The 24,608-nt window shown below is 50.7% G+C and carries 17 protein-coding genes; 15 read left to right on the top strand and 2 right to left on the bottom strand.

The genetic code is table 11. The features are described from left to right. Positions 1-2: 2 nt before the first annotated feature. From pelG to thiT, 3 genes are read left to right on the top strand one after another with little or no spacing between them, the layout of a single operon-like run. Positions 3-1,496 (top strand): exopolysaccharide Pel transporter PelG, encoded by a 1,494-nt coding sequence (pelG, locus tag BUB68_RS03150; RefSeq protein ID WP_073088358.1) that lies wholly within the window; start codon positions 3-5, stop codon positions 1,494-1,496. Continuing rightward, the gene (locus tag BUB68_RS03145; protein WP_073088357.1) at positions 1,480-3,765 is read left to right on the top strand and encodes a transporter; all 2,286 of its coding nucleotides are present in this window, start codon (positions 1,480-1,482) and stop codon (positions 3,763-3,765) included. The genes pelG and BUB68_RS03145 overlap by 17 nt, the downstream gene beginning before the upstream one ends. Before the next feature lie 34 nt (positions 3,766-3,799). Next, on the top strand, positions 3,800-4,432 hold the full coding sequence (gene thiT, locus BUB68_RS03140; RefSeq protein ID WP_073088435.1) for an energy-coupled thiamine transporter ThiT: 633 nt from the start codon (positions 3,800-3,802) through the stop codon (positions 4,430-4,432). Here the strand turns inward: thiT and BUB68_RS03135 are convergent. Continuing rightward, positions 4,326-5,354 carry an endo alpha-1,4 polygalactosaminidase gene (locus BUB68_RS03135; RefSeq protein WP_081371835.1) on the bottom strand — a complete coding sequence of 343 codons (1,029 nt, stop codon included), beginning with the start codon at positions 5,352-5,354 and terminating at the stop codon, positions 4,326-4,328. The two genes, thiT and BUB68_RS03135, sit on opposite strands and share 107 nt — an antisense overlap. Positions 5,355-5,498: 144 nt before the next feature. Between BUB68_RS03135 and BUB68_RS03130 the strand changes: the two genes are divergently transcribed. The 7 genes from BUB68_RS03130 (at position 5,499) to nuoB (ending at position 13,487) form a co-directional block, all read left to right on the top strand. Continuing rightward, entirely contained in the window at positions 5,499-6,050 is a 552-nt protein-coding gene (locus BUB68_RS03130) for a flavodoxin family protein (RefSeq protein ID WP_073088356.1), read from the top strand. 168 nt (positions 6,051-6,218) lie between these two features. Next, entirely contained in the window at positions 6,219-8,201 is a 1,983-nt protein-coding gene (locus BUB68_RS03125; protein WP_073088355.1) for a proton-conducting transporter transmembrane domain-containing protein, read from the top strand. Between the two features lie 3 nt (positions 8,202-8,204). Next, positions 8,205-9,080, top strand: coding sequence for a respiratory chain complex I subunit 1 family protein (locus tag BUB68_RS03120; RefSeq protein ID WP_073088354.1), 876 nt, complete (start codon positions 8,205-8,207; stop codon positions 9,078-9,080). Positions 9,081-9,090: 10 nt separating this feature from the next. After that, on the top strand, positions 9,091-9,717 hold the full coding sequence (locus tag BUB68_RS03115; RefSeq protein ID WP_073088353.1) for a hydrogenase: 627 nt from the start codon (positions 9,091-9,093) through the stop codon (positions 9,715-9,717). 8 nt (positions 9,718-9,725) lie between these two features. After that, complete coding sequence (locus BUB68_RS03110; protein ID WP_073088352.1) at positions 9,726-11,216, top strand: proton-conducting transporter transmembrane domain-containing protein; 1,491 nt, start codon at positions 9,726-9,728, stop codon at positions 11,214-11,216. Next, entirely contained in the window at positions 11,216-12,748 is a 1,533-nt protein-coding gene (locus BUB68_RS03105; RefSeq protein ID WP_073088351.1) for a hydrogenase large subunit, read from the top strand. The genes BUB68_RS03110 and BUB68_RS03105 overlap by 1 nt, the downstream gene beginning before the upstream one ends. A gap of 13 nt (positions 12,749-12,761) precedes the next feature. After that, complete coding sequence (gene nuoB, locus BUB68_RS03100) at positions 12,762-13,487, top strand: NADH-quinone oxidoreductase subunit NuoB (protein WP_073088350.1); 726 nt, start codon at positions 12,762-12,764, stop codon at positions 13,485-13,487. 155 nt (positions 13,488-13,642) lie between these two features. Here nuoB and BUB68_RS03095 read toward each other — a convergent pair whose 3' ends face one another. Continuing rightward, on the bottom strand, positions 13,643-14,104 hold the full coding sequence (locus BUB68_RS03095; protein WP_073088349.1) for an S-adenosylmethionine decarboxylase family protein: 462 nt from the start codon (positions 14,102-14,104) through the stop codon (positions 13,643-13,645). Positions 14,105-14,252: 148 nt separating this feature from the next. Here BUB68_RS03095 and BUB68_RS03090 point away from each other — a divergent pair, with 148 nt between their 5' ends. The 5 genes from BUB68_RS03090 to BUB68_RS03070 all read left to right on the top strand — a co-directional run. Next, positions 14,253-16,358: a transglycosylase domain-containing protein gene (locus BUB68_RS03090; RefSeq protein WP_073088348.1), complete on the top strand. Its 2,106-nt coding sequence runs from the start codon at positions 14,253-14,255 to the stop codon at positions 16,356-16,358. A 28-nt stretch (positions 16,359-16,386) separates the two neighbouring features. Next, positions 16,387-17,595, top strand: a complete 1,209-nt coding sequence (gene tyrS, locus BUB68_RS03085) for a tyrosine--tRNA ligase (RefSeq protein WP_073088347.1) — start codon at positions 16,387-16,389, stop codon at positions 17,593-17,595. A 375-nt stretch (positions 17,596-17,970) separates the two neighbouring features. Then, positions 17,971-18,420: a CAP domain-containing protein gene (locus BUB68_RS03080; RefSeq protein WP_073088346.1), complete on the top strand. Its 450-nt coding sequence runs from the start codon at positions 17,971-17,973 to the stop codon at positions 18,418-18,420. A gap of 111 nt (positions 18,421-18,531) precedes the next feature. Beyond that, entirely contained in the window at positions 18,532-20,235 is a 1,704-nt protein-coding gene (locus tag BUB68_RS03075; RefSeq protein ID WP_178139454.1) for a ShlB/FhaC/HecB family hemolysin secretion/activation protein, read from the top strand. 15 nt (positions 20,236-20,250) lie between these two features. After that, the coding region (locus tag BUB68_RS03070; RefSeq protein WP_143188073.1) for a two-partner secretion domain-containing protein at positions 20,251-24,608 on the top strand (4,358 nt) is incomplete at its 3' end.

The following is a 24,608-nucleotide window of genomic DNA, read 5'->3' as shown; positions in this document are numbered from 1 at the left end:
ACGTGGCAGGCGTTGGTTTTGAATTAAAGAAATTATTTACCGCCCGTACCGCGGCGGGGCATATAAAAGCATATTCTTATTCGGCGCTTATCACGGCCGGGCCTTTTGCCCTGATGACCAGTATGGTGCTGGCTGTCCAGAGTCTTTTTGCGTACTATGGCATTGAAGGGGAGGCCAGTCAGATTTTCGTGGCTTCTGTGGTCTATGCCTTTGTGTTCTCACAGGTGTTCTCGGCAGGCTTTATCATGGTGCTGACACGTTATCTGGCAGATTCCCTGTCCTTGGGACATTTCAAAGATGCAACGGCGTCCCTGTTTGGTATGGGAGCTATCCTGACCACGCTGGGGGCGGTGCTGGCGGGAATTTTCTTCTGGGATAAGCCTTTGCCGTTGCTGACCAAATGGCTGGGCTATATCTTTTTTGCTGAACTGCTGTTGGCCTGGACGGAAAGTGTTTATCTGTCAGCGATAAAGCGTTATTCCCGGTTGCTTTTGAGTTATCTGGCTGGTGTGCTGCTCAGCATCCTGCTGGTGTGGTTATTTTTGACCTCTACCAGCATGCAGCCGGAACAGTCGGGGCTGCTTGCCATGGATATCGGCATGGGGCTTATAAATCTGCTGTTCCTGCTGCATATTACGGATTACTTCGGCATGCCCCGGGAGGGTCAGAATTTTGCTTTCCTGCCTTATCTGGAACGTCACTGGCGGCTGTTTTTCACCGCTACGTTCTATATGGCGGGCTTGTTTGCGCCCAACATCCTGATTTGGCAGGGGGAGTGGGGTGTATTGGTGGGCGGCACCTATCTTTATTCCCCCATCTATGATGTGGTGACATTTTATGCGTTCCTGTCCATCCTGCCGTTGATGACCATGTTTGTGGTCAAGGTGGAGACGAATTTCTATGAGCGTTATGCGCATTATTTTGCCTATATCACTCAGAAGGGAAACTTCCGGGAAATCGATGATGCCCGCAAGGATCTGCTGCATACTTTGTGGTTTGAACTGCGGCATATCATCGAATTCCAGCTGGTATTCACTTTGGTGGCGCTGGCGGTGGGGAATTATCTCCTGAGTTGGTCGGGGATTACCTACAATCAGGTGAATATGTATAATGTCCTGCTATTCGGCGCCTTTTTTACAGGGCTGTTGCAACTTGTGTATATCCTGCTGGTGTATTTTGATTATCAAAAGAGTGTATTGAGCCTGTCGGCCGTGTTCTTTGTGTCCAACCTGTTTTTGGGCCTTTGGGGGCTGTACTATGGTGGCACTTACAGCTATGGATTTACGTTCTTTCTGGCGGCGGCGCTATCTTTTATCTGGGCTTTTTTGAAGCTCAATCATTTTACCCGGCGAATCAATTATTTGGTATTCTGTTCCCAGCCGGTGTTCTATCGTCCTACCAATGGGATTTTGACGAAGTTTACATTGTGGCTATATGGGGATGATTATGTGAATCTGGAAGTGCCAGGAGGTGATGCGCATGAGAACGAGCCGTAAAGGACGGCGACGGCTGGAAGAGGCTGCCCGCTTTGAAGAAGAAGGACGCAGACGCTGGGGGGCGGTAGCTTTTCGCATGACGCGCAAGCGCCGGAAAAAACTGGCGGCGGCTCAGGCGGGGGAAGAACCACGCCTGAAGCGGTTTGTCCTGCAAAATCTGCGCATGACTCGTACCCGCAAGCGGAAGATGCGGGAGGAAGCGGCTATCCGGCAGACTGCCCAGGCTGCTTCCATCAGTGCGTTGGCATTGTTGCCGCCAGCTGCTGGCAGTGCGGCATCGCTGAATGCCATGAATGATCTTTCTGCTGCTTTTGAGTCCCTGGTAAATGACCGCAACCGCATCCGGGATTTCCATGCGGCCAAGCGCAATGCAGCTGAAGCGGCGGCAGCGTTGCAACAGGCGGAAGCCGCTTTGCAGATGGCGCGGCAGGATAAGCGCAATGCAGAGCGGGGGCTGGAGGAAGCACGGCAGAATCTGGAACAGGCCCGCCGCAACCTGAAGCGTGTAGCCAGGGAACTGGAAAAGGCGCAGATGGAGAGTGCAAAGCGCACGCAGGAGGCAATTGCGGCACAACAGGCCGTGGCGGACTTTGCCCCGCAGGTCTGGCAACAGGAATCCGTAGTGCAGGATTTGCAGGGACAGAAACAGGGCAAGCAGGCAGCTTATGAAGCACTGGGCCGGGAGCTTGGTTATCTGCAGGAGGAACGGGATGACTTGGAAGAGCGCATCCGCAAGGCCTGGGAAAGTGTGGACTATGCCCAGAATCGCCTGAACGATGTGATTGCTATGGTGAACCGGGCACAGTCTATCCAGCCAGAGCAGCATGCCAAGGAAGAACAGTGGCAGGCCTATGACAACGAATTGCAGCAGTTGGATGCCGCCGTGGATAATGCGGAAGCTTGGTTGGACAGCCTGAACAGCCAGCTGGATGCCCTGCAGGAGGCGCGGGAAGCCGCTGAAGATGCAGAGCGGGATGCAAGGGAGCTGGTCAGGGATCTGACCAATGAGCATGCTGACGCAGAAAAAGACGTAGCAGAAAATGAGACAGCGGTTTCGGAAGCGGAAACATGGAATCAGGAAGCGGCCAAGGGCATTGCCGAGGCCGAACAATATGTGTCCGAGACGCAAAAATGGAAAGCACAGGCTGATTATGAATTGGAACATTTTGGCGAGGGCACGGGCATAGGTTCCGGCTTTGAATACGATAACTGGCAGGGAGCAGGCTTGCCCCATGGGCATCAGTTGTATCAGCCGATAGAATTTTATGCTGCGGAAAAGCATTGGGACTTTTCGCTGTCTACGGGCTGGTTGTCATCGGATACAGGACTGGTCGATGGCCATGTGTCAGGCTGGACCGATACTACGCTGGGGATTGCCTATAAGAACGATCATAAGGTCAATGATGTGCATTACACCTTGAATGTCAATGTGCCTACCGGCAAGGACAATGTGCATCAGAATGCCATGATGGCCGATAATCTGGCCCGGTTCAATTCCTTCAGCGAGGGCTGGCAGTTCACACCGGGGATTGAAGTGACGCATAGATTTACAGAACGGGATAGTTTGACTGGCCGGCTGAACTATACTTTTCGGGGGGATTATAAGTACCGGCGAAGCCTTACAGAGGTAGAAAGAATTTCTGTGACAACGCCTACGGGGGCTGTTGACATACAGGCACAGGAAGAAATCAATCCCGGGAATAAGTTCCAGCAGGAAATCGAATATCGCCATATCGGAGAACAGCAGCAGTTATCTGCAAGGATGATTCACGTCAATGCCTCTTATGCTGTTGACAAGGGCACAATGAAATCCTATATGGATAATGCAGGGCATATCCATTTAATAGATATGCCCTATGGGAGTGGACGTAACTACGATGGAGAGGACTGGACACTGCAATTATTTAACAGTCAGGATATTGACGTGAAAAATTCGTGGCAGTATTATGTTATGGGGAGTTACCAGTCAGCTTCCACAGGCGGCATTCACCGCTATTATGGCGGTCTTGGCTACACTCATTGCTTTGATAAGCAGCAGAAGGCCTATTTCCTGCTGAATCATGGCGAGGAACGCGGCCAGCGCTATGATTGGCGGCTGGGTAAGTGGAATTCCAGCCGGTATTTGAATTCTGTGATCATTGGTTATGACTATCGGCTGGATGACCGGTCGGAACTCAAGGCCAAGCTGGAACGCTATCGTATCCATGGCAGTTCCGCGGATTCTTATCATGGCTGGAAAATGAGTCTTATGTGGAATCGTTCATTTTAATTGCGCAGAAAGGGATGTGTTATAGTTGTCAGAAATGCTTTCTCAACCTGTTACGGTTTTTGCTTTATGTGGTGTGCTGGCTATGGCCATGGGGATTATGCGTGTCCGCCGTGAGCAGTTCGATACCCGCACGCTGGTTATGGCAGCGCTGCTGTTGGCGCTGGCTGTGATCCTGCAGCAGCTGCGGCTCTTTCATATGCCGCAGGGAGGCAGTGTGACGGCCGGAGCGATGTTGCCGCTGCTGCTGATCGGTTATCGCTTCGGTGTAGGGACGGGGCTGTTGGCCGGCTTTGTTTATGGCATATTAAATATGGTGCAGGACCCATTTATCCTGCACCCAATCCAGGTCTTATTCGATTATCCCTTGCCATTTATGGCCATGGGGCTGGCAGGCTTGTTCCGTAGACACATCTATCTGGGCACGGCGTTGGCCTTCGGTCTGCGGTTCCTTTGCCATTTCGTTTCCGGCTTCGTATTCTTCGGCAGCTATGCACCGGAGGGGGTATCACCCATTTACTATTCACTGGTGTTCAATGCCACCTATCTGGTGCCGGAAATGATTATCTGCTGCCTGCTGTTGAAGGTTCTGCCTGTGAGGAAGCTTGTTGAAAGTATTGATACACATCCACAACATCAAGAAAAGCTCCATCAAATCCAGCAGTCATGATTTCGTCTAAATAAGAGGTGGGACTGCCGTAGAGGATGTGTTTCCATTCTGGCCGCCAGAACTTCACACGGTAATTGTCCTGCCAATCCCCATTGGGCTTATCCAGCCAATGGGGCATTTTTTTTGTCCAATCAGCCTGCCAATACTGGCGATAGGTTTCTGCTTCCCCCACACTCATATAGGCAAAGACCAGACGGCGGCCTCCTTGTGGTTTTTGCTTTAAGGAGGCCACTTCCTGTGGCGTCAAAAAACGGTCTTCTATATAGAGGTCGATAATCAGCAGGTCATAGCTGCTGTTTTGCAGGCTGGCGAGATAATCTGCACTGGAGGAGAATTTTCCGGGATTGAGGAGTACGAGGTAATTGCGTACATCGCTGAGCCTGTTGATGTCATCTGTGTTTTCCTTAGGCGGAGCAAAAGGCGGGATGCCGTCAAGGCCGCGATAAGGAGTAGCCAGGGGCACATATCCCTTGGCCTGGTTCTTCTGGTAGGAATCTTTGGCCTGGGCAGGTGTCTGCACATAATCCAGCACGAAAATGGGAAGGCCGCCATTTTTGGCAGCGTCCAGTGTTTGCTGAAAGAAAGTATTTTCTTCGGCAGGTGTTTCTTGTCCGTCCTGCATGTCAAAGCCGTAATAAACCGATTCTGCCAATTGCCCATCCACGCTTTGCAGCATTTTGCCGACGTTTTCCGCAGTATTGCCGTCAATGGCGAGATAGAGGGGGGAGCCGCCATTGGCCAGCAGCTGGAAGTGCTGGTCGTGTTTGTGGGCATAGTCATGGATTTCGCCTAAGAGTTCGACCATAGCTGTATCGAAACGGGCGGGGGCTGAAGCTTCGCCGCCGGTCAGGGCTGCGGTGCTGGCTGTGAGGATTCCCAGCCCCAGGAAAAGTCTTTGCCACCAATTTTGTTTATTGCTCATAGGAGTTGCCTTTCTGGTTTCGTGATAAGTTCTTACATTGTAGCATTTTAGAATGGTACGGGCAATATGTAACAAAGCTTACAGACAAAAAAAACATCTTATGATAATATTTAGCGAGCATTGTAATTGAGAGGCGGTAATGTTATGAGTAAGTGGGCGGTAATCTATTCTTCGGTGACAGGGAATACCAGGAAAATAGCGGAAGCTATTGCAGAACAGGCCGAAGGTGCAGATGTTTTTCGGGTACAGGAGGCACCAGAGGATTTATCCGGTTATGACATCGTGGCTTTGGGATATTGGCTGCGGTTGGGTCAGCCCGATCCTTTGATGCTGAAATATCTGCCCAAAGTACAGGATTGCAAGGTAGTCTTCTTCCAGACGCACGGCACCGCGCCTACGAGTGAGCATGCCATTACATCTTTTGCCAGAGCTGGTTATTACCTGGGAACTGGTTGTGAGATCCTGGGAACTTTTGGCTGCCGGGGGAAAATCAATCCTGCTATGTTGGAGAAGCGTAAAAAGGCTGGTCCTGATGATCCACATGGAGGACCTAAAAGCGCTGAACGGTGGAAGCTGGCTGCCAGTCATCCCGATGAGCAGGATGTTGCGGATGCAAAGGAACTGGTAGTGCGGATGGAGCATAAGCTGGTAATGAAAGAACGGTATCTGGCAAGGAAGAGAACAAAACAATTGTAGAGTTTTCGCTGAAATGAATCGTTTCATTATTGAAGATAAATATATAAGCTCGAAGGGAGAAAACCTTTCGGGCTTTTTTGATTTGGACTCTTTTCAGAAAACTTTCTTTGCGTTATAATGTCAAAGTTACTATATTTATCATAAGTTATTATGTTTAGGGAGGAACGTATGGAATCATTTATGGGAGCGCTGGGGCTTTATGGCCTTGGCACTTTGGCGTTAGTCTGGCCCAAGCGTCTGGAACTGGCTGCCCATTATGTATCCATGGGGCTGGCGGTTATCGCCAGCCTCATGGTTCTGAGCCTGTCCCTGCTGGAAATCATGGGGCTGGGCACTGGCGGCATGTTACAGCTGGGGCGTTATTCATTGGTGGTTGACGGCTGGGCTGCAGCCTTCCTGCTGATCATCGGCCTGTCAGGCACGGCAGTGAGCATTTATGGCCTGGGCTATGGCCGGGGATACTTAGGTGCCCGCATCCGGCAGCTGGCCGGGCTTTGGAATCTGTTCTTAGGCTCCATGGTGCTGGTCGTGCTGGCTGGCGATGCCTTCACTTTTATCCTGGCCTGGGAAGTCATGGCATTGGTATCATTCCTGCTGGTCAATCACGAGAGCGAAAAGAAGCAGGTGGTAGGCGCGGCCTATCAGTACATGGTCATGACGCATCTGGGCACGGCGGCTATCCTGATAGCTTTCTACATCCTGGGCAGCGGGGCGGAGAGCTTTGCCTTTGTGGATTTAGCGCATAGTGAATTGACGCCTGTGATGAAGCACATTGCCTTTGGCTGTGCTTTTGCCGGCTTTGCCCTGAAATCCGGCCTGATGCCCTTGCATGTTTGGTTGCCCAATGCTCACCCGGCGGCACCTTCCCATGTGTCGGCGCTCATGAGTGGCGTGATGCTGAAGGTGGCTGTCTATGGTTTCGGCCGCTTCGTATTTGAATTCATTGGGGCCGATGTTTTTGCTTACGGCCTTATTGTCATGGTAGTGGGGCTCGTTTCTGCTTTCCTGGGCGTGCTCTATGCTTCCATGGAAAAGGATATGAAGCGCATCCTGGCGTATTCTTCGGTGGAGAATATGGGCATCATCTTTGCGGCTTTTGGCTGCGGCATGCTTCTGGTGGCTATGGATAAGTCGTATCTGTCAGTGGTGGCCTTTACGGCGGTGTTGGTGCACTCAGTGGCACACAGTCTGATGAAATGCCTGCTCTTCATGAGTGCAGGTGCGGTCATGCATGCTACCGGTACCCGCAATGTGGAACTTCTGGGCGGATTGCTCAAGAAAATGCCCTGGACGGCGGCCTTCACACTGATTGGTTCCATGTCCCTGGCTTCGCTGCCCTTTACGGCAGGCCTTGTGGGCGAGTGGCTGACCTTGCAGGGGATGATGTCCCTGGCCTTTGAAGCAGGCAGACCGGAACTGCGCCTGCTGGTGATTTTTGCCTTTATACTGCTGGGGCTGACTGGTGCCCTGGCACTGGGCTGCTTCGTGCGGCTCTATGGTGTGGCTTTCCTGGGCCGCCGCCGTTCCAATCTCGTGCTCAAAGCACATGAGATGCCTTTTACGATGCTTTGCGGCATGGGGCTTGAAGCCGTGGCCATCATCGCCATGGGCATCATGCCGGCACCGCTGGTCAATGCCATGCGGCAGATTCTTGTGGATAGCCCGCTGGCTATCCCTGCCGGGGACTTTATCGGTCTCTGGTGGAATGGCGGCCAGTCGGAAGCGGTATTCAATCCCTGGCTGATTATGATTGCCGGGTTGCTGCTGTTTGCACTGCTTGCCCTGACGCTGGGCAGTCATAAGGTTATTGTCCATCAGGATGTGACCTGGAACTGCGGCACGGAGCCGACCCGCCGCCAGCAGTATACGGCAACAGGTTTTTCCAAGCCGTTGCGCCGGGCCTTTGACTTTATCCTGAAGCCCCGCCGCGAACGCGTCTTCCTGCAGCGGGATCATGCTTATTTTGGGCGCAAGCTTCATTATAATCTGATGATTCCCGATCAATTCACAGACCGGCTCTATCGTCCGGTGGAACACATCATGGTAAGATTGGCTGACACCTTGCGCATCGTGCAGCAGGGCAGTGTGCGCCTCTATATTGGTTATACCATGATTGCCATGGTCATTGTACTGATTTGGGGAGGGATGTAAAAGATGGCCTTGAGTTTTTATCATGCGGCATTGCAGGCTGTGATTTTACTCCTGTGTGCCCCGCTGATTGCCGGAATCGTCAATAAGACGAAGGCAATCTTACAGAAAAGGCAGGGAGCCAGCATCTTCCAGGAGTATTTCGACCTCTGGAAATGGTGGCGCAAGCCAGTAATCGTGACGAAATACACCAGCTGGGTGTTTTTGGCCGCGCCAATCATTTATCTGGTGACCAGCATCATGGCAGCGATGATGTTGCCGGGGTTGCTCGCGGGCAGTATCCGGTTTGGTGATGCTTTCGTCTTCGTTTATGTATTGGCCTTGGGCCGTTTCTTCATGACACTGGGTTCATTGGATTCGGCTACGGCTTTTGGCGGCATGGGGGGTTCCCGCGAAATCTACATTTCCGTATTGGTGGAACCGGCGGTGATGCTGGCAATCCTGCTGAACGCTTCCCGCTATGGTTCGACGATGCTCTCGCAGATGGTCATCGATTACAATGCCTTCTATTTCACGGTCCCGGCGGTGCTGGGCGGCGTGGCGTTCTTCCTCGTGATGCTGGCGGAAAACAGCCGCCTGCCGGTGGATAACCCCGACACCCATCTGGAACTTACGATGATCCATGAGTGCATGACGCTGGAATATTCCGGACGTCTCCTGAGTTATATCCATCTGGGCAGCATGCTCAAGATGTTGTCGTTTTTGGTGCTCTTTGGCAGCTTGTATCTGCCACTGCCTTTGCCCATTGCGGTCAAGGTTCTGCTGAGTGCGCTGCTCATTGGTCTGGTGGAAATCCTCAACAATAAGATGCGCCTCTTCAAAGTCCGTGTTTATCTGTCGGCGGCGGTCATCATGCTGGCTGTAGCCATCATCGCGCAGTAAGGAGGAGAAAATGGAATATCTGGTAGTTTTGCTCCTCTTTGTGGTCTTTGTGCAGACCCGTGTGATGGAGTTGCGCCGCTCGGTGGCGGCGCTGATGGCACAGTCGGTGATCGTGGCGTGCGCCTGCCTGCTGGCCGGCCTCAATCATGGCCTGATGCATGCGTTGATTCCCTTTGCTTTGACGCTGGGGGTAAAGGTCATCTTTATTCCCACGGCGATGCTGAAACTCATCAAACGCATTACCGATGAGCGGGAAATCTTTTCCGATATCAATGTGAACTACTCGACCATGGCCGCGGCAGCTTTCCTGGTTTTCGGCTATGTGCTGGGCAACCGCTTTATGCTGGATCCCATGCAGCAGGATATCTTTGCCGCCACCATCATGATGATCATGACAGGGCTGGCCCTGATGGTGATGCGTAAGCGCGCCATCCTGCAGATCTGCGGCCTGATCACGCTGGAGAACGGCATTTATCTGTTGGGCCTGATTATCACGGAAGGCCTGCCGCTCGTAGTGGAGCTGGGCGTATTCCTGGATGTGTTGATTGCTGTGGTGGTACTGGTGATTCTGACCAATCGCATGAGTCTTTCCTTTATGACCACGGATACGACGGTAATGAGAAAGTTGAAGGGCTGAGGTAGTTTATGGAACTTTATTATATATTGGGACTGCCGCTGCTCTTTGCGGCGGTGGCAGCCTGTAATGTGCTGGGGCTGAAGTTCCTGCACATTGCCGACCGGCTGACGGCCACGGTGGTCTTTGGTCTGATCCTGGATTTGGGACTGAAATTTTCCCTGCATCCGGATGATCCCCTCAAACAGGGCTTTTTCTATGTGGATGCCCTGAGCATCTGGATGCTCTTGATTGTCGGTGCGCTTTATCTGGCTTTTGCCTGGACGAGCAAGGCATACTTAGAGCGTGATACCAATATCCGCTATGGTTATCTGCGGCGCTTCACGCATCTGGAAGGCCGTTTCTATGCCCTGTCCCATATCTTTGTCTGGACCATGATGCTCGTGGTGACTGTGGACAGCTTAGGCCTGATGTGGGTGACGATTGAAGCCACGACGTTGGTTTCGGCCTTGCTGGTGGCATTCAAATTCACCCGCACTTCCCTCGAAGCAGCATGGAAGTACGTTATGGTCTGCACTGTGGGCATCTGTCTGGCGCTGTTGGGCACGATTATCCTTTACTATGGCCAGTTGCAGGCCATGGGAGATATCCTGCCGCTGAACTGGGAATTCATGGCTGTCCATGCGCAGATGCTGGACCCGGAAGTGGCGAAACTGGCGTTCTGTTTCCTGTTTGTGGGGTATGGTACGAAAATCGGTCTGGCACCCATGCATGCCTGGCTGCCCGACGCCCATTCCGAGGCACCGGCGCTTACGAGCGGCCTGCTCTCCGGTGCACTCTGTATCTGCGCTCTTTATGTGCTCCTGCGGGCCACGGCCATCGTGATGCCGGTGGTGGGGCTGGACTTCATCAGCTCCATGTATGTGGGCTTTGGCCTGCTGACCATTGCGCTGGCGGTGCCTTTCGTGGTGGTGCAGCGTGATGTAAAGCGCATGCTGGCTTATTCCTCCATGGAAAACTTCGGCCTGCTGGCAGCAGGTTTCGGTCTCTTCATGCCGCTGGCAGCAGAGGCATCCCTGCTGCATATGTTCAACCATGCATTGGTCAAATACATGTTGTTCTATACGGCTGGTACCATTATGGAAACCTATGCCACAAAGAATATGATGCGCATCCACGGCATGATGCAGCAGGCTCCGAAGACGGCAATGTTCTGGCTGCTGGGCATCGTGGGCATCCTGGGCATGCCGCCCATGGGCGTGTTCTTCAGCAAGTTCTACATCATCGCCAGCTTCTTCCAGGCAGAGCATCCTTATTTAGGAATCCTGGCATTGGTACTGCTGGCCGGTATGCTGATTGGTATTCTCTATCACGCCATGCGTATGCTGGGAGGCAAGCCGACGCGCAAAGCAGCTGGCGAGCTTATGGGCCGTCTGGATAGTGCAGTCCTGTTCCTGATGCTGGCTGCCAGCGGTGTAATCAGTGCCTTTGCCTATGAGATTCCCTTTGTGGGTACTATGCTGAAGGCTGCGGCGAAAATTGTACTGGGAGGTGTGTGCTGATGGCAGATTGGACGTTGAAGGTGGTCAAGCCGGAGCAATTCCGGGGAACGGCCAATATTCTCTCCAATGGCGGCAAGAATCCATTGACGGCCATGTTTGGCCGGGATGAAACGGAAAATCCTGCAGTGAAGGGCTATGCCATTTACGCGGTGTTTGAAAATCTGACTGAGCATAAGATGGAAGCGGTCAAGGCCGTGTTTGATGCAGAGGAGTCTTTGTGCTATGAATCCCTGACGAGCGTGATTCCAGCTGCTGTCTGGTATGAGCGGGAGATTCAGGATATGTTCGGCATTGTGCCGCAGGGCCATCCTGACCCGCGTCCCTTGGTGCTCCATGATACCTTCCCGGAGGGCTTCTATCCTCTGCGCAAGTCCGTGGAAAAAGATGCGGATGTGCATGGCAGCCGCCGCATGGATATGAGCGTGGCCCGGGGCGAGGGCGTTTATGAAGTGCCCGTTGGCCCCATCCATGCAGGTATTATCGAGCCGGGACATTTCCGCTTCAGCCAGGCTGGTGAATCCATGCTGCAATTGGATGCCCGCCTGTTCTATACTCATCGCGGTCTGGAAAAAATCATGGAGGGCAAGACGCCGGAAGAGGCTTTGCCTGTAGTAGAGCGCATTTGCGGAGCCTGCTCTGTGGCCAATACCTGGAGTTTCTGCCAGGCTGTGGAGAAGATTGCGGGCGTGAAAATTTCCCGGCGGGCGGAAATCATCCGCACTCTGCTGATGGAAGTCGAGCGCATCACCAACCATGTGGGTGACCTCGGCAATATCCCGGCTGGTGTGGGTTTCAACCCGGCCATCAGCCTTGGCGGGCGCACGAAAGAGATGCTCATGCGCTTGCAGGAACGCATTGCAGGCAACCGCTTCCTGCGCGGTGTTATCGTTCCCGGCGGTGTGCGTCAGGACATCAATAGCGCTCTTTGCAAGGATATTGCCGATATCATGGACAAGACGCAGGTCAGTGTCAGCGACCTGGCGGAAATGTTTGCCCAGCAGGCCAATTTCCAGAACCGCGTGCGTACCACGGGTATTGTGCGCAAGAATACTGCTGTAGATCTGGCCATGGTAGGCGTGGGTGCCAGAGCTTCGGGCTTTGCCCATGACAGCCGCAAGGATTTTGACTATGGGCTGTATCCGGAACTGGATTTCGAGCTGGTGACGGAGCAGACTGGTGATGTGGCGGCAAGACTTGCGGTGCGTATTGCAGAACTTACGGAATCTTTCAAGTTGGTGCGTCAGCTCCTGGAACTGTTGCAGAATGGCAAATCAAATGATGGGGCAGATCTGACGATTCCGATTGATTGGTCAAAAGTCAATGGTGAGGATTGGGGGCTCAGTGAATCGGCCCGAGGCAGCAACTTCCAGTTCGTGGCCTTGCAGGATGGCAGGATTGATCGGATTTTCGTCCGCAGTGCATCTTATCCCAACTGGCCTGCTGTGACCATCGCGGTGCAGGGGGATATCATCCCGGACTTCCCGCTTATCAACAAGAGCTTTGAGCTTTGCTATGCCTGCATTGACCGTTAATTGAGGAGAGAACATGTTTAAGGTAATAGAACGATTATTAGGCGATAAGATTGCCACCGAGAAGATTGCCCTCACCGGCAGTGAACGCTTCCGCGGGAAAATCACCGGCAGCTGCACCGTAGCCATGCGGGATGCCTGTGTCAAAGCCTGTCCGGTGGGTGCCTTTATGACGGCAGACAATGAGCAGGGCTATGCAGTTGATTATAAAAAATGTATCTTCTGCGGCAGATGTGTGGAGCGGGCTATGGGCAGCCTGCAGCATAGCCGTGAAGAGGCCATGCCGGTTATCACGGAAGATGCGGTCGAGGTTACGGCAGAAGTGATTCGGCAGAAATTGGGCCGCAGCCTCCATGTGCGTCACCTCGATGCCGGTTCCTGCAATGCCTGCGACTTCGAGATGGGGGCTATGTCCAATCCCCTCTATGATCTGCATCGCTATGGTGTCCATGTGGATGCCAGCCCGCGCCATGCTGACCTGCTGATGGTCACAGGCGTGGTCACGCGGAATCTGGAACAGGCTTTGAAGATGGCCTATGAAGCCATGCCGGAGCCGCGGCTCGTGATGGCCTGCGGTGCCTGTGCTGCTGGCGGCGAGACTTACGGCGACAGTTACGCCATTGTCGGTGCTGCCGACCAGGTGGTGCCTGTGGATATCTATATCCCAGGGTGCCCGCCGCGCCCCAGTGCCATGATCGCAGGACTTCTGGCCGCTGCTGATATGCTGGCAGAAAAAATGTAAAGGCAATAAAGCAAGATGAAAAATCTCTCGATTTTTCATCAGCTCTTATACGAAATCTAAGAAATTCTGCGCCTTGAAGGCTTGACTTGCTTAGATTTCATAGCAAAAAGGTGCTGATTGTGAAAACAATCAGCACCTTTTTGATGAAAAGATTTTTATTGATGATTATTGCGGCGTGCCAAGATACGGATGACCTTAGCACCTGTGTTATGGATCTTGCGCAAAGGAGCAACTTTGGTTTTGACCTTTGGTTTGAGTTCCTTGGCGGTACCAAAATCGCCGCGCTTCAATACGGTGGTTTTGATTTTGTCAGGCTTGAAGAAACTGCGCACAGCTTGCCCTAGCTTATCCGGCTCAGCATTTTCCTGGCAGAGGAAAATATCCATAGCCACATATTTCAGTTCGGGATAAATCTGCAGGGTGATGTGTCCTTCGTTGAGGATCAGCATAAATACATGATGATTACTGTCGAGTGTTTCAATCGTGTGGCTGATCAGGCTCAATTCCAATTCCTGTAGGATCTTTCTGAGCATATCTAAAATGAGATTGTTATCGGTTAACTGGTTGTTCTGGCAGTTAAATAAATCCGCAGTCAAATGACGGGCTAAGATTTTCATGCTTTCTCGCTCCTTCGTAATGTCATAACATATATTATAGTAAAAGGTTGGGACTTCGTCAAATTTTTCCGCTGGAAAGAGCGGATAGGGTGGCATATTTCGATTGAGTGTGTTACAATGGGGAAGTATGAATTTAAGGAGGCAGCGTATGGATAAACGTTCAAATACGAGCCGTCAAAAACGCCCCGCCAAGTCAGGCGGGACAGTCAAGCGTGCCGTTTTAGGCCTGGGCCTGATTGTAATGGTTATGATTACCGGAATAGGATGCGGTTTTCTGACTGCTAGTATGAACACCAAGCCGGATCTGGCTAATGATATTTTGCCACCGGCATCTTCACAGATTTATGATATTAACGGCAATGAAATTGCCAATGTCCATGCAGCTGAGAATCGCCGCCCGGTGAAAATCGCGCAGGTTCCCAAACAGTTGCAGGATGCTTTTGTGGCAGTGGAGGATAACCGTTTTTATGAGCATTCCGGTGTGGACCCGCGGGGGATTGCCCGTGCGCTCTATACAAACATCCGTGGACATGGCGTGGCTGAGGGTGGTTCCACGATTACTCAGCAGTTGGCCAAAAATGCCTATCTGACGCAGGAACGTACGATCACGCGTAAGGTACAGGAAGTTTTTTTGGCATTGCAGCTGGAACGTCAGTACACGAAAAGAGAAATCCTGGAAATGTATCTGAACCAGATATATTTTGGGCAGGGTGCTTATGGTGTACAGGCTGCTGCACAGACCTACTTTGGCAAGGATGTCGAGGATCTGGACCTGAACGAATGTGCGATGCTGGCGGGGATTCCCAAAAGCCCGAATTACTTCTCTCCGTTGAACAATCTGCAGGCGGCGCAGGAGCGCAAGGCGGTTGTGCTGGATCAGATGGAGAAGTATGGTTATATCAACCATTCGACAGCGGAAAAGACGAAGAAAGAGGAAATGAAGCTGGTTAAACCTGTAAAGAAGAGTGAGACAGGTGAGGCTTCTTACTTCATTGACTACGTGACGCAGAAGCTGATTGATAAATATGGCGCGGATGCGGTCTATAAGGAAGGCCTTAAAATCTATACCACGATTGATATGGATATGCAGAAGGCTGCAGAAGCGACTGTCAGCAAGCTGCCTACTTACAAGACAGATGGCAATGGGCTGGGACAGCCGCAGATGGCTCTGGTGGCCATTGACCCCCATAATGGTTATGTGAAAGCTATGGTGGGCGGCCGTGGCAATGACCAGTTCAATCGGGCAACGATGGCTGTCCGTCAGCCTGGGTCGGCTTTCAAACCCTTCGTGTTTGTTGCCGCGCTGGAAAATAAGTTCACCCCTAATACGGTGATCAATGACAGCCCGATTGATATCAACGGCTGGCGTCCCCGTAATGATAGTGGTAATTTCAGTGGCCGGGTTACGATGCGGGAAGTTGCCCGTTATTCCATGAATGTACCGACCGTCAAGATTGCCCAGAAGCTGGGGATTGACAAACCAATCTACTATGCACAGGAAATGGGCATCAGTACCTTTGTGCTGGAAGGCCCGCAGAATGACCGTCAGCTGGCTACTGCATTAGGTGGTATGACCAAAGGGGTAACGCCGCTTGAGATTACCAGTGCTTATGGCACTTTTGCCAATAAGGGCGTGCATGTGGAACCTGTGGTGATCGTGAAGGTGCTGGACCGTAATGGCAAGGTGCTGGAACAAAATGAACCCAAACAGCGTAGTGTGGTCAGTGAGTCAAGTGCGGCAGAACTGACGGATATGCTGGAGGATGTCGTTAAAAAGGGTACGGGTACCCGAGCTAATATTGGCCGGCCCGCAGCTGGTAAGACTGGTACCACCAGCAATTACAATGATGCCTGGTTTGTGGGGTATACCCCGGACCTCGTAGCTGGAGTATGGATTGGTAATGATGACAATACGCCAACTCAGGGGATCATGGGTGGACACTTGCCTGCTGAGATATGGAAGGCCTTCATGCAAAAGGCTGTCGCTCAGATTCCGGCAAAGAACTTCGATGGTTCGCGTTCCAGTGGTTATGGTGGCGTTGGCGAATTAGAGGACGACCATAAACAGGAAGTAAGGAAGAAAGAAGACAAGAAAAAAGACGAAAAGAAAGATGTTGATAAGAAGGAACCCAAAGAGGGAACTGACAAGTCAGCACCTGCCGGCAATGGCAATAAGCCGGGCAACAACCCGCCATCCATGCCGCCGGTGGTGGCCCCTGAACCCGGTGACGGTGTAGGCAAGGGCCGGAATTGATATACCAGAAGTAAAAGGAGAGAGTTTGTTGGCAAACGTATTTGATACATTACAGGAACGCGGTTTTATTGCGCAGTGCACGAATGAGGCAGAACTGCGGGAGCTTTTCGATAAGGAGCGTGTGACTTTCTATATCGGTTTTGACCCCACTGCTGACAGTCTCCATGCCGGGCATTTCATCGCTCTGATGGCTATGGCGCATATGCAGCGTGCCGGTCATCGTCCCATCTGCCTGGTGGGCGGCGGCACGGGCACCGTGGGTGACCCCTCGGGTCGTACCGATATGCGCAGGATGCTGACCGATGAAGACATCGAACATAACTGCGAATGCTTCAAGAAGCAGATTGCCCGCTTTATCGACTTCAGTGATGACAAGGCCATCATGGTCAACAATGGCGACTGGCTCCGCAAGCTCAACTATATCGACCTGCTGCGCGAAGTCGGTGCCTGCTTCACCGTCAACCGTATGCTGGCCGCTGACTGCTATAAGCAGCGCTGGGAAAAGGGCCTGACCTTCCTGGAATTCAATTACATGGTCATGCAGGGGTATGACTTCCTGGAGCTCAATCGCCGTTATGGATGCAAGCTGGAAATGGGCGGCGATGATCAGTGGTCCAACATCATTGCGGGTGTGGAACTCAACCGCCGCAAGAACAACACGGCGGTTTACGGCCTGACCAACAAACTGCTGACCAAGAGCGATGGCAAGAAGATGGGCAAGACTGCCGGCGGCGCTCTGTGGCTGGATGCCGAGAAGACCAGCCCCTACGAGTTCTACCAGTACTGGCGCAATGTGGATGATGCCGACGTGGAAAACTGCCTGGCCCTTCTGACCTTCCTGCCTATGGATGAAGTTCGCCGCTTAGGCGCACTCAAGGATGCAGCTATCAACGAAGCCAAGAAGGTTTTGGCTTACGAAGTGACGAAAATCGTGCATGGCGAGGAAGAAGCCAACAAAGCACAGGCATCTGCCGAAGCCATGTTCGGTGGCAGCGGTGCTGGTGCTGATATTCCTGAAGTAAAGGCAGAGGTCGGTCAGAAGCTGCTGGATGCCCTGGTGGCTGGCAAAGTCTTTGCTTCCAAGGGTGAAGGCCGCCGCCTGATTCAGCAGAATGGACTGTCCCTCAATGACGAGAAAGTCAGCGATGCTGATTATGTGCTGGCAGAGGCTGACTTCAAGGATGGTGAAGCCATCGTGAAGAAGGGCAAGAAGAAATACTATAAACTGACGAAATAAGCTTATGGAGCGGTGAAATTTTTTCATCGCTCTATTTTTTGTCTTTTTTAGGAGGATTTTTCATAATTTCCGCGAATAAGAAAAAATGAAGAAATCTTTATAGATTTAGGAGAAAACGTTTGATTTTCTGACAAAAGTTATTGCTTGCTTATCAGATTTAGGCTATAATGATGGAAAGTAAGGGACAACATTACATATAACGGTATCGTGCAGGCATGAGATGTCTGCGCCAGCAGGAAAACACCCTCATTGTATGAGGGTTCGCTGGTTTGCGACGGAACTTTGGACTTCCCTGCGAGGCAGGAGGGCGTGAAGTGTGGAGACTGAGTGCTCATAAGAAAGAAGTGATGGCAGCAAACGAAAGAGGAAAGCAAGATGAACCTTTTGCGGCGGATGTTTTCTTTGCTGGTATTTTCGGTGTTGTTTATGTTGGCATCATCGGCAATGGCTTCAGATCTGGCTTGTGAAGTGTTGGATTATGTCAATGCAGAACGGCAGGAAGCTGGTTTGCAGCCATTGGCCATGGATGAGGGCCTGGCAGTGATATCTGAAACCAGAGCCCGGGAGGCCGGTGTGTATTTTGCACATCAGCGTCCGGATGGCCGCTGTGCACAGTCGGTGATGGAGGATGTTCCTTATTCATGGTTCGGAGAGAACCTGGCAGTCAGCACGGACGCCGAGGCTGCGGAAATCGTTCAGGCATGGATGGCTTCACCGGCACATCGGGCGAATATTCTCAACCGCCATTATACGAAAATGGGGATTGCCTGCACCAAGGGCTTAGACGGCTATTATTATTGGGCGCAGCTATTGACCTGCGATTGAGGATGGGAATTGCTGAAGGCGAATAACTTTCAAGACTACTTGTGTCAGAGGATGCGGGTAGTCTTTTTTTTATTTGTTTGGGGAAGTTTTGCAGAAAAGAGTGTGGATTATTTGAAGAATGAGTTTCAGTTATGTGTTTTGGCAGGAGCATTGATTGTTGGAAATGGGAATTTTGCTGAAGGGGCAGTGGCAGTGCCTGCTGCAGATATGCCAAGTGCGGGTTCCCTGGCAAACGCACAGCGGGATAAGGAACTTTCACAGCCGCCCAAACAGGATAAAGGGCAGGCGGAGATAGCTCTTCCTGAGTCAAAACGTCCGCAGCTGCATATGCCGGCGGAGGTAAGGATTCAGGTAAATGGCTTTAAGATCAGCGGACAGGATATTTATAGTGACAATACGTTGCTGGCTATGTTGGCACCTTATAAGGGGAAAATGGTGACCTTTAAGGAATTGCAGGAGGGGGCAGACAAGATCACAGCTTACTTCCGCAAGCAGGGGTATTTTCTGGCAAAGTGCTATATCCCAGTACAGAAAATCAGCGGCGGCATCGTGGAATATGTGGTACAGGTGGGTACTCTCGACGAGGTAACGGTGAATAACCGGACGAAAATCCATGATAAGTCCGTGCAGCGAGAAATCCGCTTCCTGCGGCCGGGAGAGCATCTGACACGTCAAAAACTGGAGCGGGCCGTATGGTTGCTGTCGGATTTAGCAGGGGCTGAAGCAAAGGCCACATTGTTGCCGGGAAAGAAAACAGGGACAACGGCCGTGAAGATAGAGCTATCCCCATATAAGGGGAAATGTGGCTTGCTGACAGCTGATAATTATGGCAATCGTTCTACTGGTTACAATGAGTACGGCCTCTCCTATGACTTCCTGAATCCTGCGCATGAAGGAGATCAGCTTGGTTTCAATGGGAATGTGACGGGCTCGAAGCTCTATAATTATGGTTTGCGTTATTGTTTGCCTACAGGGCGCGATGGTATGCGGCTGATTTTCGGCTATAATATGCTTTCCTACAACTTAGGAGATGTGTACGAGCACATAGGCGCCTATGGTACATCCAGACGGGGAACGATGGGACTGGAATATGCCCTGCGGCGCAGTCAGTTCCATAATCTGTATACGGGAATCTACTATGAACAGAATGCCCTGACGGATGAGATGCGGGAATTTGCTTCGAAAGTACGCAAGCATAGCAAGGGCGCCGTATTATCCATCTTCGGGGATGATTTGAGCGGAAGACGGGCTTTTAGCTGGCGGGCTGATTATAAATGGGGAACCTTAGGTTTTGATGATGAGGAAGGCCAGCAGCAGGGCAGGTTATCCCAAACGATGGGAAATTTCCACAAGCTGAATCTATATCTTATGGAACAGTATTATCTGGCACGTCGTTTTGATTTATGGTTGTCTGCCAGAGGGCAGCTGGCTAGTTCCAATCTGGATTCTTCGGAACATTTTTCCTTAGGCGAGGCCAGTGGCGTCCGAGCGTATCCGACAAGTGAGGCATCTGGTGATATGGGCTATCTCGTGCGGGCAGAGCTTCGCTATAGCCTGACACCGCCGGGAAGAACAGACAGGTGGCAGTTGGCAACATTTGTTGACCATGGTGGTGTGCAGATCAACAAGCATAGGCAGGGGGCGGGAGAAAATCACCGCTATTTGCAGGGCTGTGGTCTGGGGATCCTTTACACCCGCCGTAACGAATGCTTCCTGCGTGCCGATTATGGCTGGGCAATAGGAGCTGAACAGCCTAAAAGCGATAACAGCCATACAGGAGGCCGTTTCTGGATACGCGGCGGTGTTTATTTTTAAGGAGAAGGAATTACTATGATGAAAAAATCGCGGTATGACGCGTTGAGATTAGCCGTAGCGATAGGACTCAGTGCTTCGCTGTGGTCTGGGGGAACGGTTGAGGCTTTTCCACAGCAGCCTCAGATTCGTTCTGGTAATGCTGACATAAATAAAGATGGAGATACATTAAGAGTCAAACAAGATTCACAAAGGCTGGCATTGGATTGGGATAGTTTCAATATCGCTAAAGATGAACATGTTATATTCGAGCAAGGTGGCAGGGATAAAATCGCCTTGAATCGTATTGTGGGAGATAATACGCGGGCGTCAGAGATTTATGGCAGCCTGCAGGCTGATGGCACGGTGTTCCTGCTCAATCCGCATGGCGTTATCTTTCAGCAGGGTGCACAGATTGATGTTGGAAACTTGGTCGCATCAACTGCAACTGTCGATGACACTTACATGCAAAATTTTTCTGCTAAAACAGGCGACATCTTATTGCAATTGGATGATCAGAAACCAAATGGCATAAAAAATTGTGGGGAAATAAAGTCGCAAGGAGGCTTGGTAGTTCTCCATGCATCAAAGGTGGAGAATACGGGGGCGATAGAGAATGCACAGGGCACAGTTGCGCTTGCGGCGGCTAAGAAGCTGAATTTATCCCTTGATACCGCTGGAAAAATCAATTTTACAGTCAACGATGAAGTGGCTAAGGCCAATGCCCTGAACAGTGGCACAATCAAAGCTGATGGCGGTTATATCCTGATGACGGCGAAAAGTACCGGGAATATGCTGCAGGATACTGTCGTGAATAACACAGGAATCATGGAAGCCAGGACGTTGAATGTCAACGACAAAGGCGAAATCCTGCTGGATGGCGGTAATAGCGGCATCGTAGATGTTGGAGGAACGATGGATGTTTCTGGAACAGATGCAGGACAAAGTGGCGGTACGATACAGATAAAAGGGGATGATAAACGCATCCATGAAGCTGGTCTTAAAATGCTGGCAGATGGAGACGTGAATGGCGGCCAGATCAGACTTTCCGGCGGAGAGAAGCTGGGCTTCGTTGGACGTTCTCAGGGACTTATTCGTGCATCAGGTGGCGAGAAAGCTGGCGAATTCCTGATAGATAGTCCTGTTTCTGTTTCTATCGGGACACAGGTAGAAAATGGTAATGAAACATTGAAGGACGAAACCATAAATAACAATATCAAGCCAGGATTTATCAACCGGCTGTTAAGTAATGGTACCAACGTTACGATACAGGCGGATAATGGTGATATAGATAAGTTAAGGAAAACAAGTATTTATGTAAATGCGCCAATCACAAAAACTGCAGTTAACAGTGATACGACCTTGAACCTGCGTGCGCAGCGTGATGTATACGTCAATGGTTCCATTACCTCAAATGCGGGAAAATTAAATATCAATCTTCAGGCAGATACGGATGGTGTAGGTAAGGGCATGGTCGTGCTCAATGGTAATGTGGCTACTAACGGTGGTGACTTCACTTCCGGTACTGGACAGAATATTACGGATGGTACTGTGGGTACGTTTATCGGAAATGTCAAGGATAAAATCAGAGATAAACAGGATATAATCATCAGCACTAAGGGTGGTAATGTCAACTTCTATGGCGATGTGGGCCTGGGAATTGAAAATGGCACGTTTACCATAGATACAACCGGCGGCACGGGGACAGGCAATATCAATATTAGTGGAAATCTGGGTTCCGTCAATACATACAAGTTCTTTCAGAATGGCAGTTCAAGTGGAAAAGGTGGAGATGCTGTGGTTGACGGTGACTTGGAGAAGTTGCTGGAAGTTTACTACGATAAATATTTGAAGGATGTTGTATGGCTTAAAACGAGCGAACTGTCGACTAAGACGATAACAACGCCTGAAGGCAAGACACAGACGGTTTATGATTGGCTGAAGGAACGTATATTGGGAGATGAGAGCCAGTATCTGAAAGAAAAGCCAGCGAATGCAGCTGCAGAAAAAAAGGCAATAGAGGATTATTATAAAGCACATGTCCAATTGGGAAGCCGCGATACCCCCATGGAATTTTCAGAGCTAGCCTATAATAAAACGCTGTATCAAAAATTAGCCTCACATATCCTTACCACTGTTCCTTGCACGAATGATAACCGTGAATCTATTTTGAACCGTTGGGAACGGGCCAAAGTTGCGGCTCAGGAGGGGACTGAAGGCGGTGCGGCACAGGGGGATAAATATCTGGCGACCATCACGACACCATTGGAAGACTGGGTAATTCGTTCTCAGCTGGAGCCTTTGTTGACAAAGGATGTGAAGAATGAGGAATGGCTGTTGGGCGGCCGGACAGGCTATACAGGAAGTGCTGGAGCAAAGTATAAGGGCAGTGCTGCGAAAAAGGATGACCGTGTATTCAGTTGGCAGACGGGGCCTGAAGCAGGACAGGCTTTTTATAAAACCAGTGGTATTGGTACAGGAACAACAACCACTAATATGTATCAGGGATGGTCAAAGGATACAGATAAGACGAAGGATAGGTTTAAATACGAAGAGCCTAATAACAATGAAAATCCTGACGAATATGAGCAGCCGTTTGTGGCAATCGGTTTTCGAAAAGATACCAGTTGGGCCGATGTCAATGACCAAAAGAGCAATGTAAGGGGTTTTGTGCAGGAGACGAATAGGGCTCATGCAGATGTCGAACTTAAAAGTTCTGAGGGAAATATCACCATAGGAGGCAATGTAGGTAAATCTGCACCTTTGCACGATTTGACCATCAACACTGCTGGCAAGGTAAAAACTGGCGGTGATATCAATCCCGGTACAATGGATAAGTATAAAGAGCATCAGTATCAAATAGATACCGGCGAAGCATATACTGGTCTGGTACAGATTGACGGGCAGTTGAATATTGTGGGTAGTGCCGGTGTGGAGATCGGCGACCACATTACAGCTGACAGTGTTGATATTGGCTCAAAAGGTAATATTGGAATCCATGGGATTGACGCGGTTGGTAAGGTAAAATTAGTCACCGAAGGTTTGGACAGTACCATTACGATGAATGAAACGCTTCCCAAGGATGATGGAAGTACCCTGAATGATGGCATTAAAACCCAATCTACAGATCCAGATGCTGTAATATTGGATGCCCATGATGGCAAGTTTGTCAATAAGTCTACTGTTACAAAGGGGATAGAGACAGGACAAGGCGGCGGTTGGAAAATCTATACGAAGTCTCCCGAGGGCAATGAGTATGGCAAAAACCTCGATAGTGGTACCTATGCTTTGTGGGGACGCAGCCCGAAAGATACCGGTGAGGAGGAAAATATTTACCGGTACGCAGCTTTGCCGGAAGATGAAAATCACAATGGACGTTATATTTTTAACTACCAGCCGGTTATGACCTATACGGTTGATGACATGGAGAAAACCTATGGTGAATCATTAGGCGATAAGGTGTCAACAGAGGTATCGGCTAAGATACAGGATGATGAGAAAGAAAAGCTCATGAACTATAGAGGGACTGCCTTCGATGAGTCATCTGTATTAAACGAAGAAACGAAGGCCTTTGTTGATGTATCCAGTAAGGGCTTTGCTGCAGAAGCCACCAGAACCGATGGGGATTATGAGGCAGAGGATGGCGACAAGGCAATTTATGCTATTACAGTTGACGAACCATCTTTTAATAGCACGGCGGCGGCTCATGGCTATAAGCCGGAATTGGCGGGAGAAAGTAAGTTGACCATCAATCGCCGTGATTTGCAGGTGTCTGTGAATCCCAGAGTGGAATATGGCAGCAATGTTAGTGGCGAATCTTCTAACTCAGAAGAGATTCAGGCGACTGGACTTGTAAATGACGATACCATAGACAAAGTGGGCTATGTATTGACCGATGGTTACAGATCCCAGCTGCGGAAGGGGGCAGTAACGGCTGATGTGGGTGCGCATACTGGAGCTGTCAAGACGGAAACAGTAAGTTTCACGGATACGAAAGATGCAGCAAATTACCAAATTGTTGCGAAAGAGGGGACACTGACCATTACGCCTCATGATGTAGTCTTAAAGCTGACTGGTGAAGGAGAGAAACTGACAGAGGATAATATCATAAATACAGCTACTCCCTATGAAGAACAGTTGATAAATGGCGATACGTCAAAGGATGCACCGAAACTGGATTGGAAGATTGGTGATAAGCTTTCGGATAGTAAGTATGCCATTGGCGTACAGGCAAATCAGAAAGATATAGCATCTGGAGATGTAGTGGGAAATTACCGCTTTACATATGAGGGCGCTTATATCTTGAAAACACCGGTGATGCCGGACAAGCCGAAAGAGGAACCTGCGGTAGTGCCGGACAAGCCGAAGGAAGAACCTGCGGTAGTGCCGGACAAGCC

The sequence above is a fragment of the Pseudoselenomonas ruminantium genome (assembly GCF_900142515.1).
Taxonomy (GTDB): domain Bacteria; phylum Bacillota; class Negativicutes; order Selenomonadales; family Selenomonadaceae; genus Selenomonas_A; species Selenomonas_A ruminantium_D.
This window is presented reverse-complemented; position numbering and strand designations above follow the sequence as displayed.